We start from the raw sequence: 13,561 nt of genomic DNA on the forward strand, positions 1-13,561 counted from the left end.
TGGATTTTAGATTTTGGATTTTAGATTAAAAGTCTTGATTACAAGGCTGTAAGCAAAATTAATGATGCTAATTGGAGATCATTTTTTCTCCTTCGGCTTTACCTGAGATTCCAAAATCACACCGTAAAGTGGACTGGTTTGCATCAATTCTTCATGAGTGCCTTGTGCTACCAAGCGTCCTTTATCCATGAGAAAAATGCGGTCGGCATTTTTCACGGTGCTAATACGTTGAGCTACTACAAAGGTTGTACAAGCTTTTTGGCGCATTAAACCATCTAGTTCGGCTTGAATTTGGGCAGCAGTTTTGGCATCTATCGCCGAGGTACTATCGTCAAGTATCAGAATGCTGTAATCGGTTAGTAAGGTACGAGCGATCGCAATTCGTTGTTTTTGTCCACCAGATAAGCCTACGCCCCGTTCGCCCACAATTGTCTCGTAGCCATCGGGTAAACCGCTAATAAAATCGTGCATTTGGGCGGTTTTTGCAACTTCAATCACCTGCTCTAAGGTAGCATCGGGTTTGGCGTAGGCAATATTTTCGCGGATTGTGCCAGAGAAGAGGGTGGTTTCCTGAAAAACAATCCCAATATGCGATCTGAGACTTTTGAGTGTGAAACTTTTTATATCTCGTCCGTCAATGCGAACTGCTCCCTTGGTGACATCGTAAAAGCGAGGAATCAGGTTCATGATTGTGCTTTTTCCCGAACCAGTCATTCCAAGAACGGCGATTAGCTCGTTAGGCTTGGTTTCAAAGGATACTTCTTTGAGAGTTTCGGTTGTCGCTCCGGGATAGCGAAAGGAAACATTTTCAAAGGTAATTCTACCACCACAGGTGTCAAAGGGGACAGCACCAGGGCGATCGCGAATTTCTACCTCTGCATCCACAACTTCGTAGACACGTTCGGCGGAAGCAGCTGCTTGAGCGATCGCGGGTGCGGCAAATCCAATCAACAAAATCGGTTGGAGAATCAACGCTAGGTAGGAGTTAAACGCCACCAGCTCGCCAATGGAAAATCTGCGCCCAATCACCTGCGCTCCCCCATAGGCGAAAACTGCCAGTGTTACCAAATTACTCAGCAAGAATATCAAGGGGAAGGTATCGCGGATGGCGCTAATGGTCTTCATGTTTGCCTTGACTAGGCCATCATTGAGAGTTGTGTAACGCGACCTTTCGGTTGACTCCCGCACAAAGGCTTTTACTACGCGAATTCCTAGCAAGTTCTCTTGCAATATAGCATTGAGGTTGCTCAGTTGCTCTTGTACTTGCCGAAAAAGTTTGTTATTTCGGCTGACGAATCGTGCCATTAACCATGCAGTTATTGGCACTGCTGTTAGGCTAATCAGTGCTAATTGCCAGTTCATCACCAGCAAAACCACCGAAATACTCACCAATGTCACAACTGAACTGACGACCTGAATTAAACTAGTACCAACAAAGGTACGAATTTGTTCAATGTCGCTGGTAACACGGGTTAGTAGTTGGGAAGTCTGCGCCTGGTCATGAAAGCTGAAACTGAGATTTTGAATTTTGCTGAAAATTTTGTTTCGCAGGTCATAAGCAACACCCTGAGACACTGCTTCTGCTAAATAGCTTTGTCCAAAGTTAAATACACCACGAGCGATCGCCGCAACTACCATCCAGGCGGCGCTATATAGCACAATTTGGAGATTTTTTGGCGCGATTCCCTCATCAATTCCCCACCGAAATAGTTGTGGAGTGAGTGCGTTTGCGATCGTCAACAGCAATAGGCTGACCAATGCTCCAAGCGAAGTCCATCGGTAAGTGCTTAAACTTTTAAGCACGCGCTGGGTTGCCTTTATCGACGAAGTTTCCTGGAGTTCTGGTTGCTGAACCACTGCAATTCACCCCTGTATCATTGGAAAATTATCGTACTTTGATTGTAAAAAAACAATTGACCATTTGATAGTGGCGAATGTGAAATATAGAGTACCTCTCTTGTTTGTGGTGCAAATTCCGAGTTTTGGGACAGTGGCATGGGAGAATACATTTTTAGCAAGCATTGCGGCTAATCAATTTCCAGACCGAAGAAAACCAAAGAACAAGAATAATGGCTCAAAATTTTCATTGTAATTCCCAACTTCCCTTTGATATTTCACCTGCTATCAGTCGCACAGCAAAGCCAAGTTCTGAGTTCTACTCTCTTTTTTCTGAAGAAGAAGTTTCAGGGATAATTCATGCATTAGAAGTCAGACGAGAAATCCCTCTCAAGTATTCTTATAAAGGGAGAGGTGCCAAAATTTGGAACGATTTTTATTTGAAACACGCTATTCCTAGATGGTATGGAAGAGCAAATGTAGAAATTGACCTTTTAAAAGATAATTTCAAATACCTAAATAGTAATATAAAAGCTGGCGATAGAGTAAATATTATAGACGTTGGTGCAGGTAATTCATATCCAGTTAAAAAATTTATCCGCAAACTAAATCAATTAGAAAAGGTTAACAAATATATTGCTTTAGATATTAGTGAAGAATTGCTTCATCTCTCCAAAAGTAATTTCAAAAAATGGTTTCCATTAATCGATTTTCTCAGTTCCACAATTGATATAGAAAGTAGTTGTGTACCCAAAAGTTTATTCCAAAATCAAGCTAGCCTTGAAATTGACGACACAGCAAAAATATTTTTACACTTAGGTGTTACCATTGGAAATCATCAAAATAGAGATGAGGTGTTCAAAAACTTTAGAGATAGCATGGGAAAAAATGATCTTTTAGTATTTACTAACGAGACTGGTTCTAACTCTACATGGGATGGAATAGTTAGAGGTGGCTGCAAGTATCATGTAGAAGAAGTATATGGATGGGTTAAAAAGAAGATTGGGATAAAATCTGAAGATTGCGAACTAGTGAGAAAATACGATTTCAAAACAGATACAGGACTTACGCACTGAAAACTTGAAAGCTTGATCCCCCCTAGCCCCCCTTTTTAAGGGGGGAATCTTAAAAGCCCCCTTTTTAAGGGGGTTGAGGGATCTCTTCTGCGTAAGTCCTAAGATAGTATTGTTGCTAATCTGAAACTGCGTCATGATTACACTATAAATTTTAGTCGGATGGGTATAGAGAAAAATATTGAAATCTCTAAAGGTGAAGAGATTACTATTTGGCGACATCACAAGTATGAACTGCCTAAACTTTTGCAAGAGCTAGAACGTTCTGGACTACAACTTATTCACTATACTACTAACAAATACAAATCCCATATTATGGTAATTTGTAAGGTTGCCAGTAACTAAGTTTTTCACTTAAAGAATGTTTGAAAAGTTATGATTAATGTATCAAATATTCTTTTACCCCACCCTAACCCTCCCCTTATAAAGGGGAGGGAACCGGATTTTCTTGTTTACCCCCAATATATCGGGGGAATTAAGGGGGGTAATTCGACTTGTGGTACAAGCATTTGATCTGAAGTTGACAATAATGGGCAATACTATGTACCCATTCAAATGAGAATCGCTATAACTTAGATACTATAATGGCAGCCAGTAGAAATTTTTAGGTCTTTTAGCGAAAATTTTTCCGAACCGTATCTAATGTGGTATTGAATATTTCTGATGGTGCTAAAAAATCAGTTTAACTTGCTTTGTGTATCAATTAAATGTACATCAAACGTGGTCTAGGCTCAGGAACTGGACGCCCCAAATCTTTAGCAGTTTCTATCCATTCTTGCACAACTAATTCTACATTATGCAGTGCTTCTTGATAAGTATCACCGTCAGCAGCACAGCCTGATAACTCTGGAACTTCAGCAATAAAAGCTCCATCTAATTCACTCCAGTAGAGAATAATTTCATACCGAAACATTATTTTTACTTCCTAGCTTATATTTGAGAATCACTGCCCGAACTTGTTTAATTTGATAACTTTTGGCTTTTCCTTTTTTATGTTGCAGGTTCAATATCTCCTCAACATCGGCTTTGACAAAAATACGATGATCGCCACGAATCCGTTCTTCAAAGCCTAGTGTATATAAAAGTTGCCACAGTTGGGCGAAGGGGATATCTGTATCAGAAGTCCCAGAGATAATTTTGTCTAAGAGTTTGTCTTGCTGACTCACGTTTTTCTGACTGCCTTAATATTTCTATAGTCTCATATTTATTTAAAATCAGGGTATCCAAAAGCAAATCTATCATTTTGCTCTTGAGTTAAAGCATCCCTGATGACAATGACTAGTCCAGTTATAGGGCAAACTTTAGGCTTGGATACTGTTCTACTAATTGACTTGATTTTAAAAAATACTAATTATTTGGATGTTACAGATGATTTTTTGGAAGCGATATTTTGCAGTGAGTTTAATTTTGTAACATCAGTTTCGCCTGTAGTAAAGTGTATCATTTATCTTGACGAATGATGCTCATTTATCCTTGTTACTGGGGTTATCAATCTTAATATCGGCTCAATTTATACTTTTCCGACTTTTCTATAATCCTTTAGCGTAAGGTTCCACAGGAAAGGTATCACCAATTTATAAGTGATGTAGGCAACTACAGAGGACAAATTATTGAGATTGCTCATATCATAATGCTGAGGTATAAATCCATCTCAGTTCATACTGGCATTAAGTAAAAAATATTACATAAAGATGAAAAATCAACTTCTAAGTGCAGTTGCATTTTTAACCACGATTAGTTTGACAACGACCGTACAAGCAGCTAATTCTGAACATGTTAAACAGTTATTAGCAACCAAACAATGTCAAAACTGTGATTTGACGAGTGCAGGTTTAGTGATGGCTGACTTATCTGGAGCCAATTTGAGCGGTGCTAATCTCACAGGTGCTAACCTCAGCCGTGCAAACTTGAGCGGTGCAGATTTGCGGGGTGCAAACTTAAGTGGCGCGAGTTTATTTGGCGTTAACCTGAGCGAAGCTAAATTTAATGGGGCAAATTTGACGGGTGCTGATTTGAGAAATACTTATTTAGCAAATGCAGAACTAACTGGTGCTTACTTGAATGGGACTAACTTTCAAGGTGCAGTTGCGATACCATCACAAATTGCTTCACCAGCAGATTTTTATGCTTTGGGTGTAGCAGAAGGGCAAAAAGGCAACCAACAGCAAGCAATCAGTTATTTTAATCAAGCGATCGCAATTAAACCAGAATATGCAGATGCTTATCTCGCTCGTGGTGTCGCTCGTTACCAAATACTAGATAGACAAGGTGCATTCCAAGATGCTCAAGTTGCACAAAAATTGTTTACATCCCAAAACAACAGCACTGGAACTCTAACAGCCCAAACTTTTATCAAAGAACTGCAAACACCCGTTAATGAGAAGGTAAGTACTGGTAAACCCAGCTTCGTTGACTTTTTGGGAAGTATTGGCTCAGTCTTGCTCAATTTCTTCCCTTTTTAAAAGAGATAATAACAGTTAACAAATACTTCTCTACGAGACGCTGCGCCTTAAGCGAAGCTATGCCGCAGGCTTTACGGCTTCTCTACGAGACGCTGTTCGCGTTCGCGGTTCCTGAGCGTAGTTGAAGGGCAGTACAAATGACAAATGACAAATGACAAATGACAAATAACAAATGACTTTATCTAACGAATTATGGGCAGCAAATCAAGACTTAGCCCAAGCTTGCTTAGAGCATCCTTTCGTTCAAGGTATTGGCGATGGTACTCTTGATCGAGCTAAATTTGCTTACTACGTAGGGCAAGATGCTTTTTTCTTAGAAGCTTTTGCCCGTGCCTACAGTATCGCCGCAGCTAAAGCACCAGACTGGTTAGGTTTCACCACATTTCATAATTTAGCTAGTGGGGTTTTAGAAGAACTACGGCTGCATAGTAGTTATGCTTCTGAGTGGGGAGTCAATTTGTATGCTGTAGAACCGGCATCTGCCACCCGCCGCTATACTGATTTTTTGTTAGCAACTGCTTGGAGCAAAGATGTAGGTTTAACTGCGGCGGCGATGTCTCCCTGTATGCGTTTGTATGCCTTTTTAGGAGAAAAATTGGCTTGTAACGGTATTCCCGATCATCAATATGCAGACTGGATTCGTACTTATAGCAGCGCAGATTTTCAACCACTAACACAACAATTAGAAAATTTGGTTGACAATTATGCCGCTACCAACTCTGTTGTGCATTCAACTTATCGTTATGCGATGTTTTGTGAACGCGATTTTTTTCAAGCTGCGTGGATGTTCAATTAAGCAAATTCATATCGAGCAACTTTTTTGACTTTTCCTAACTAGTCAAACTCGCGTTGTTTTCAGATATAGCACAAGCCTTGGTGGTTAGGACATTAACAGATGATAAAACTTAGACACAACAAGACTTTTCACCCAATCCCCAGTCACCAGTCCCCAGTCCCTTGCTATATCAAGCTGGGTAAAAATGCTAAGTTCTATTTTTAAACCTATACACAAAAAAAGACGCAAATTTATCTTTTGCGTCTTCTTTTAAGATTTTAAAAAATTAGAAACTGAATGTGGTTCTCAATGCACCAATAACAACATCATCATTAGTGTCGTTATGATCTGGAGATGTTAACCAGATGACTCCAGGAGTAATGGTGATATTGTCACTCAGCTTATACTGGTAAAAAGCCTCAAGATGATAGGATGTATCAGGATCGCTATCCAACCCTGCGATGTCAGAACTTGTCACTTTCGGCTCCACACCAGCGATGATACCTGCTAAGTTACCTTTTTTACCGAGGTCAGGGAAGCCCAAGGTGACAGCATAGTTCCAAATATCAACGTCTCCACGAGTTCCTCTCAAGCTTTGGCTGTTGGTGTATCCAGCCCAACCACCTAAGACGATGTTATCAGTGATGCCAATGGATGCTTCGACACCGTAAGAATTACTGGAAAATCCTACTTGATCTTCTGGTAAACCCTGGATAGCTGCTATATCCTGGAAAGTGGCGGCATTGCTACCCGTGAGTAGTGGTTGATTGTAGGAATTGATGTAAGTTAAACCGATAGAAATGCGATCGCTTGGTTTAACTGTCAGCTGCGCCAACGCACCATAAGAACCATTGAACAAACCATTATTGGGTGTAGGGTTATTAGCTGTACCACTCAAATACCCTAGACTTAATGCCAATTTTTCGTTGAACTCGTATGTTACTCCCAACCCCGCACCATTTATTTGGTTATAAATTGGGTTACGTGTACCAAAGGTGGACAAAGCACCAAAAGCACCATCACCATCAAAGAGATTGACAGTAGTGGTAAGGTCGTCTGCTGCACCTGCATTAGCAATAGCAACAACCTCTGTTTTTTCGCCCAAGGGAAATCTGTAAAACAGTGCATCTATCGCAGCATCAGTAGTACCATCCTCGCCAGTAAAAAATAAGTTACCCTCTGGTGTACCAATGTTAGGGCTGAGAATATTATTAGCCTGGATTCTGGTAAACAGGGTATCTTTCCCTGTGAAACTGGTCACTAATTCTATACGTGCCCGTACCCCTAAAGTTGTATTCTCGTCTGTGATTTCTGCACCGTTGACTGTATTTCCTGACAACACATCGCTAACAACTGCAACAACTTGTCCTTGCAATTTAGTTGTAGTTGAGAACTGATTCGCCTCCAATTCAGCAGTTCGCGCTTCTACTGTATCCACACGACCTCGGAGTGTCGCCAGTTCGGCGGAAAAATCTTCTTGCAACTTTTGTAATGTGGCTAAATCTTGTTTGTTAACTAAATCGCCAGTGGCTGTAGCAATAAGTTCGTTAACGCGATCGAGACAAGCATTCAAACCAGCAGCAAACTCATATCGCGTTAATGCCCGATTACCGCGATAAGTGCTATTTGGGTATCCTGCAATACAGCCATAGCGCTCAACCAAGGATTGCAATGCTTGAAATGCCCAGTCGGTTGGTTGTACATCAGAAAATTGAGACACGGAGGTAACTTGCGCTTTTGTCTGAACTTTTGTGTCTGGATTAGCTAAAACTTGCACTTGATTGATTTCAGACATGCTAGAAGTTTCACCTGCAAATGTAGCAGTATTCACAAATAGCATGACACCGCAGACTGCTGGACTAACTAGCAGATATTTCCAGAATTTTTGCATTTCTCTCCTCACACCGATCTCCAACTCACACCCAAACCACGTTTTTTAAACGTGTATTTTATGAGAATATTTGTCAGCAATCTTATCAGAAGTCAGGAAACTTTTTAACAAAAAAAGTCAAGAAATCCTAATTATTTAGGGAAAACTAAATTGCAGAGGGCTGTACCGTCTGAAAAAGTTTTGTTGTTACTCATTACACAGCAAACCCAGAATGATATTATGTACTTAAAATGAGAATGAGAATTATTATAGTATAAAGTTTAGAATACTTGCCATTGTCAATAGCGATGATGACAAAGGTAGAGCAAGCATCCGTTTTGAGGAGAAATATCGTGATAGTGAATTGCAGAGAAATTAGAACAGGTAGGCAAAGAAGCGGCATCTTGCCCATAATTACTCTGCTAATATTGTCGATGGCTACTGGGTGTAGCCAATCGAATCCAAATCAGGGAACAACTTCCGAACAGTTACCACAAGCACAAGAAGCTGCTTCTATCCCACAGGCGCAGCCGGGAAAAACTAAAATAGTAGCGACATTTTTGCCGATATATTTGTTTACTAAGGCAGTAGCTGGGGATGTCGCAGATGTAGAAATTCTAGTACCACCTGGTACGGAGGTACATGAATACCAAGCGACACCAGGAAATGTCAACGCGATCGCTACTGCTAAGGTGTTAGTGAAAAATGGTTTAGGCTTAGAGGAATTTTTGGAAGGTACTGTCAAAAATGCCCAAAATCCCAAATTAACTGAAATTGATGCAAGTATTGGTATTAAACCCTTAAATGCAATTTCATCTGTTGTAAAAACTACGTCAGATGAAAAAGACCACGAACATAGTCAAGGTAATCCTCACGTTTGGTTAGATCCAGTTTTAGCAAAACAGCAGGTAACAAATATTCGAGACGGATTAATTACTGCCGATCCGAGGAACAAAGCTACTTACGAAGCAAATGCTACAGCTTATATTAAAGAATTAGAAAGTTTAAACAGTGAATTTCAGCAGACTTTGCAGAAAAATCCCAGTTGCACCTTTATTACCTTTCATGATGCATTTCCATATTTAGCTAAACGCTATAACCTCAAGCAAGTTGCAGTGGTACAAATTCCTGAAGATCAACTTTCACCAACAGATGTCCAAAATGCCGTCAGTGCTGTGAAAAAATACAAAGTTAAAGCTTTATTTAGCGAACCAGGAGTAGATAATAAACTGCTCAACAGCCTCTCTAAAGACTTGAAATTAAATTTGCGTACTCTGGATTCTTTAGAAACTGGAGAAACAGATCCACAGCATTATTTCAAGGCAATGAAAGCTAATTTACAAATTTTGGAAACATCATGTAAATAGATTTGTCATTTGTTATTTGTCCTTTGTCATTTGTCATTTGTCCTTTGTCTTTTATTTAAAGTTACTAAGCATAAACCAATGACCAATGACCAATGCCCAATGCCCAATGACCAATAACCAATGACCAATAACCAATGACCAATAACCAATGACCAATAACCAATGACCAATAACTAATGACTAATGACATTCCTATTTTGAAAGTAGAAGGATTAACTGTTTATCAAGGCAGCTATCTAGCTGTTCGAGATGTTTCCTTTGAATTATTACCAGGAACAGATACAGCCATTGTTGGCCCCAATGGTGCTGGTAAAAGTACCTTGGTAAAAGCGGTTTTAGATTTGATACCTCGAAGTGCTGGGACGATTGAAATATTAGGTCGTCCAATTTCCAGATTGGGGCATTTACGCCACGCATTGGGCTATATGCCGCAAAACTTCATTTTTGACCGCAGCTTTCCCATTTCTGTCAGCGAATTAGTTGGACTGGGATGGACTAAGGAAGGGAAAAAAAAGAATTTATTTTTCTCCAAGCTGTGGAAACAAGACCGAGAAAAATCGGCAGCAGTAACAGAAGCTTTACGGCGAACTGATGCTTATCATTTACAGCATCAAGCTATTGGTACTCTTAGTGGTGGTCAACTGAAGCGGGTTTTATTGGCTTATTGTTTGGTAATGCCTCGGAAACTCTTGGTACTAGATGAAGCTTTTGCTGGTGTTGATGTGCAAGGTGCAGCAGATTTTTACGCTTTGCTAAATGAATTAAAACGAGAGGAAGATTGGACAGTATTACAAGTTTCTCACGATATTGATATGGTAAATCGGCATTGCGATCGCGTGCTTTGCCTGAACCAAAGCATTGTCTGTACTGGTAAGCCAGAAATTGCCCTTTCACCGCAAAACCTTTTAGCAACCTACGGCCCGGGTTTTAGCCGCTACCAGCACCAACATTAAAAGAATTCGTAATTCGTAATTCGTAATTCGTAATTAAAGAATGAATTATGCCAGTAATTATAAATTTATTCAATGATTATCAGATAACTTGGCTTGCGATCGCTAGTAGTAATGACTTGCTAGAGTTGTTACAACTTGCCTCAATACAGCGTGCATTTATGGGTGCTGTCTTGATGGGAATACTTGGCGGGATGTTGGGTAGTTTTGTCACCTTGCGCCAGTTGTCATTTTTCAGCCACGCGGTTGGTCATGCAGCATTGGTAGGTGTAGCGTTAGGTGTGCTGCTACAAATAAATCCTACTTGGATGCTGTTACCTTTTACCTTAGTTTTTGGGGTTATTGTCCTCTACTTTATCGACAAAACCGACTTAGCTAGCGATAGCATACTTAGCATCGTGCTATCTGGGGCATTAGCGATCGGTTTAATTCTCACGAGCCAAATTAAAGGATATCGTGGCAACTTGATGGCTGTACTGTTCGGGGATATTCTAGCGATCGACACCACAGATTTGATTTTGACGCTGCTAGTCCTTGTGGGAGGAAGCATATTTTTACTATCAACTCTGCGACAGCAAATTTTATTAACCCTTAACCCCGATGTAGCGCAAGTTCAAGGCGTTCCCGTCCAATTGTACCGCTACGCTTTTGTGGTCTTGCTTTCACTCGCCGTTGCTGTGGCGATTAAAGCTGTTGGTGTTTTACTGGTGAACGCCTTTTTGGTCATTCCCGCCTCCACCGCCAAACTGATGAGTCACCACTTCACCCGCTTTCTAGTCATGTCGGTGATAGTTGGTTCCATTAGCAGCATTGCTGGCATTATTGTCTCAGGTATTTTCAACCTTGCTTCTGGGCCAAGTATTGTTCTTGTCCAGTTTCTCCTATTTGTAGCCGTTTTCGTCTGGTTTAAGTTGAGTTTGAAACCTGCATAACTATTTTTCTCCAAAGACTTGCTATATTCTTTTATCTTTGCTACATTGATTAATCGTGGCTCACAAAAGCCCTAGCCGGGATAGCTCAGTTGGTAGAGCAGAGGACTGAAAATCCTCGTGTCACCGGTTCAAGTCCGGTTCCTGGCATCGAATACAGCTAAAAACACTTCTGACATATTGCATAAACTGACATAAATCTGGCATAAAGCAAAAGCCCTATACCCTACATAACTGGTAGAAGGCTTGTAGCCCAGGAACCCTCAGCTATTGTGGCAGTATCAATAAGCCAATTTACACTTTACTAAGAAAGGTGCTAGGGATATCTACACCTTTTTTTTTGTGTTAGCAACTTCAGTCTCTCTGGGTTTTTATGCCAGTTTTTATGCCAATTAATGATTGATAAACTAAATACTTGCGATCGCTAAAACTTCAATAACTCACACTTATCGATATCGTGTACTCTACGACATTTTTTTTGATGCCGTAGAGTACTGCTGACACTGACTCGTGTGTGTAAATTGTGTGTTTTTATTTTACTTCCTTTCCTTGCCAAATACATTTTCATCGATATCGGCAATATTCACAACACACACAATTTACAACACAAGAAAAATGGCAAACTTATCAGTCTTCAGTTTTGAGTCACACGAAATACGGTTTGTGGGTACTGCGAACAATCCACAATGGGTAGGAGTTGATGTTTGTAGCGCATTGGGAATTCAAAACCCTAGTCAAGCCATGAATAAGCTGGATGAGGATGAACGGGCTATGTTCAACATAGGTCGTCAAGGTGAGGCTTGGTGTATTAATGAGTCGGGACTATATTCTCTAATACTCAGCAGTCGCAAACCTCAAGCCAAGCGCTTTAAGAAGTGGCTCACATCAGAGGTAATACCAGCTATCCGCAAAACAGGCACTTACTCAGCGATCGCCCAACCTCAGCCATCATTGTCCAATGAAGCACAGAAAGCAAGGCTTGCAGAGTTGCACTCAAGGGTAGAGTCTGTACGCCAAAAAATCTCTACCACTGAGAAAGTGTTGGCGGAACTCAGAACAGAGTTACTAGTAGCGATACGTGATGAGGCGAATGAAGCGAAAGCCTTTACCAACGCTTACGCTGATGTAGGGGAAGAGTACATTCGTTGTACAGAGGTACTTTCAAGAGCAAAAGCACTTAATCCTTATCTGAATGTTGGGAACATGAAGGGCGGGAAGTAGGGGTATGAAAATTGGGTGTCATCCACGGTAACATCCAAGGTGTTATCCAAGGTGGCATCCGAAAAAAACAGGGGTATCAACAGAGGAATTATCAGTGTCCAGCGCTTGAGAGTGCAAAAAAATCAGAGAAATAATAAAAACAAAGCGAATAATTCTTGCAATCCAGCCACAGCATACGTTGTATTTTATTTTGGGACGAAATAAGAGAATAAGTTGACAATGTATTATTTCGTGGCTATAAATAAGAAAAGGCAATAACAGCAAGGGAAGTAGAGATTTATCACTTCCATAGCGCTGTCACTGCTGGATATAAACTACTGTCACCGAGAGAAAGTTATGAACTCACCAGGGTACAAATTTAAAACTATTCAGTCCCAAGCACTTCAATTGAGTGTTGAGTCAACAAGGCTTGCTGCTCTTGTTATGGGCTTAACAGAGGAAGAAGTAACACCCCAAACAATAATTGAAAACTTTACCGAACTTGATGAGCGCTATAAAGCACTGAAAAATCGCATTGAAGCAGTTCAGACAAGTATTGATAACGGACATGACCCTGACCGACATTTATTTGCATACGAAAAGGAGAAGAGTGATGCCTAGGGGTATTCCAAAAGCAGGTAAACGTAACTCTGGAGGAGGTAGAAAAAAAAAGTTTGACAGTCCCACGGTTAGGAGACGCATTCCTACCGCTTTTGCAGAAAAAATTGAAATGATACACAGCTTTTTACTGGAATTGGATGATGAGATTAGTAAGTGGGAGCAAGTCTGTGACGAAAAGATAACGAGTCCAAGATACGAACGAGCGAGACAACTTGTTTTACTTCTTAGAGAGAAACTTGACACATTAGGACTTGATGTGATTTCCAGTCATTCCATTAACGACAACAACAAAGGAGAGTAACTATGACTACTAAAGCCAAACGTGCCTCAATTCAAATCGCAGGTATCGATATAGAAGTGTTTCAGATACCGAATGGTGATTATGTGATGAGTCAAACTCAAGTAGCGGAAGCTATAGGTGTATCTGACTTTTCCCGTTAAGTCTCGAAAAGCTTGCTGGTAAAGGATTTAAGAAATA

At 40.5% G+C, this 13,561-nt stretch carries 15 protein-coding genes and 1 tRNA gene; 11 read left to right on the forward strand and 5 right to left on the reverse strand.

What is annotated here, in order from left to right; all coding sequences use genetic code 11:
* Positions 1-78: 78 nt before the first annotated feature.
* A complete protein-coding gene (locus tag RM049_RS15810) occupies positions 79-1,857 on the reverse strand; it encodes an ABC transporter ATP-binding protein (RefSeq protein WP_322704847.1) in 1,779 nt (592 codons plus the stop codon).
* 212 nt (positions 1,858-2,069) lie between these two features.
* Here RM049_RS15810 and RM049_RS15815 point away from each other — a divergent pair, with 212 nt between their 5' ends.
* Positions 2,070-2,912 (forward strand): L-histidine N(alpha)-methyltransferase, encoded by an 843-nt coding sequence (locus RM049_RS15815; protein WP_322704848.1) that lies wholly within the window; start codon positions 2,070-2,072, stop codon positions 2,910-2,912.
* A gap of 700 nt (positions 2,913-3,612) precedes the next feature.
* Here RM049_RS15815 and RM049_RS15825 read toward each other — a convergent pair.
* The gene (locus tag RM049_RS15825; RefSeq protein ID WP_416211976.1) at positions 3,613-3,822 is read right to left on the reverse strand and encodes a type II toxin-antitoxin system HicB family antitoxin; all 210 of its coding nucleotides are present in this window, start codon (positions 3,820-3,822) and stop codon (positions 3,613-3,615) included.
* The gene (locus RM049_RS15830; protein ID WP_322689060.1) at positions 3,809-4,075 is read right to left on the reverse strand and encodes a type II toxin-antitoxin system HicA family toxin; all 267 of its coding nucleotides are present in this window, start codon (positions 4,073-4,075) and stop codon (positions 3,809-3,811) included. The genes RM049_RS15825 and RM049_RS15830 overlap by 14 nt, the downstream gene beginning before the upstream one ends.
* 525 nt (positions 4,076-4,600) lie before the next feature.
* Here RM049_RS15830 and RM049_RS15835 point away from each other — a divergent pair.
* Positions 4,601-5,371: a pentapeptide repeat-containing protein gene (locus RM049_RS15835; RefSeq protein WP_322674293.1), complete on the forward strand. Its 771-nt coding sequence runs from the start codon at positions 4,601-4,603 to the stop codon at positions 5,369-5,371.
* Positions 5,372-5,543: 172 nt separating this feature from the next.
* Positions 5,544-6,167 carry a TenA family protein gene (locus RM049_RS15840; RefSeq protein ID WP_322704849.1) on the forward strand — a complete coding sequence of 208 codons (624 nt, stop codon included), beginning with the start codon at positions 5,544-5,546 and terminating at the stop codon, positions 6,165-6,167.
* Positions 6,168-6,432: 265 nt separating this feature from the next.
* Here the strand turns inward: RM049_RS15840 and RM049_RS15845 are convergent, their stop codons facing one another.
* On the reverse strand, positions 6,433-8,037 hold the full coding sequence (locus RM049_RS15845; protein ID WP_322704850.1) for an iron uptake porin: 1,605 nt from the start codon (positions 8,035-8,037) through the stop codon (positions 6,433-6,435).
* A gap of 413 nt (positions 8,038-8,450) precedes the next feature.
* On the opposite strand from RM049_RS15845, the gene RM049_RS15850 reads away from it, so the two are divergent.
* On the forward strand, positions 8,451-9,383 hold the full coding sequence (locus tag RM049_RS15850) for a metal ABC transporter substrate-binding protein (protein WP_416212640.1): 933 nt from the start codon (positions 8,451-8,453) through the stop codon (positions 9,381-9,383).
* Between the two features lie 64 nt (positions 9,384-9,447).
* Here RM049_RS15850 and RM049_RS15855 read toward each other — a convergent pair whose 3' ends face one another.
* On the reverse strand, positions 9,448-9,573 hold the full coding sequence (locus tag RM049_RS15855) for a hypothetical protein (protein WP_322704852.1): 126 nt from the start codon (positions 9,571-9,573) through the stop codon (positions 9,448-9,450).
* Here RM049_RS15855 and RM049_RS15860 point away from each other — a divergent pair.
* From RM049_RS15860 to RM049_RS15890, 7 genes are all read left to right on the forward strand, one after another.
* A complete protein-coding gene (locus RM049_RS15860) occupies positions 9,560-10,336 on the forward strand; it encodes a metal ABC transporter ATP-binding protein (RefSeq protein WP_322704853.1) in 777 nt (258 codons plus the stop codon). The genes RM049_RS15855 and RM049_RS15860 overlap by 14 nt on opposite strands.
* Before the next feature lie 47 nt (positions 10,337-10,383).
* Positions 10,384-11,265 (forward strand): metal ABC transporter permease, encoded by an 882-nt coding sequence (locus RM049_RS15865; protein ID WP_322704854.1) that lies wholly within the window; start codon positions 10,384-10,386, stop codon positions 11,263-11,265.
* A 74-nt stretch (positions 11,266-11,339) separates the two neighbouring features.
* A tRNA-Phe gene (locus tag RM049_RS15870) sits at positions 11,340-11,412 on the forward strand.
* A 465-nt stretch (positions 11,413-11,877) separates the two neighbouring features.
* Positions 11,878-12,483 (forward strand): Bro-N domain-containing protein, encoded by a 606-nt coding sequence (locus RM049_RS15875; RefSeq protein ID WP_322704855.1) that lies wholly within the window; start codon positions 11,878-11,880, stop codon positions 12,481-12,483.
* Between the two features lie 336 nt (positions 12,484-12,819).
* Positions 12,820-13,083, forward strand: a complete 264-nt coding sequence (locus RM049_RS15880) for a hypothetical protein (protein WP_322704856.1) — start codon at positions 12,820-12,822, stop codon at positions 13,081-13,083.
* On the forward strand, positions 13,076-13,384 hold the full coding sequence (locus tag RM049_RS15885; protein ID WP_322704857.1) for a hypothetical protein: 309 nt from the start codon (positions 13,076-13,078) through the stop codon (positions 13,382-13,384). Before RM049_RS15880 ends, RM049_RS15885 begins: the two co-directional genes overlap by 8 nt.
* Before the next feature lie 2 nt (positions 13,385-13,386).
* A complete protein-coding gene (locus RM049_RS15890) occupies positions 13,387-13,524 on the forward strand; it encodes a hypothetical protein (RefSeq protein WP_322704858.1) in 138 nt (45 codons plus the stop codon).
* The last annotated feature ends 37 nt before the right edge of the window (positions 13,525-13,561 follow it).

This window comes from Nostoc sp. DedQUE04, from assembly GCF_034530995.1.
Lineage (GTDB): Bacteria > Cyanobacteriota > Cyanobacteriia > Cyanobacteriales > Nostocaceae > Nostoc.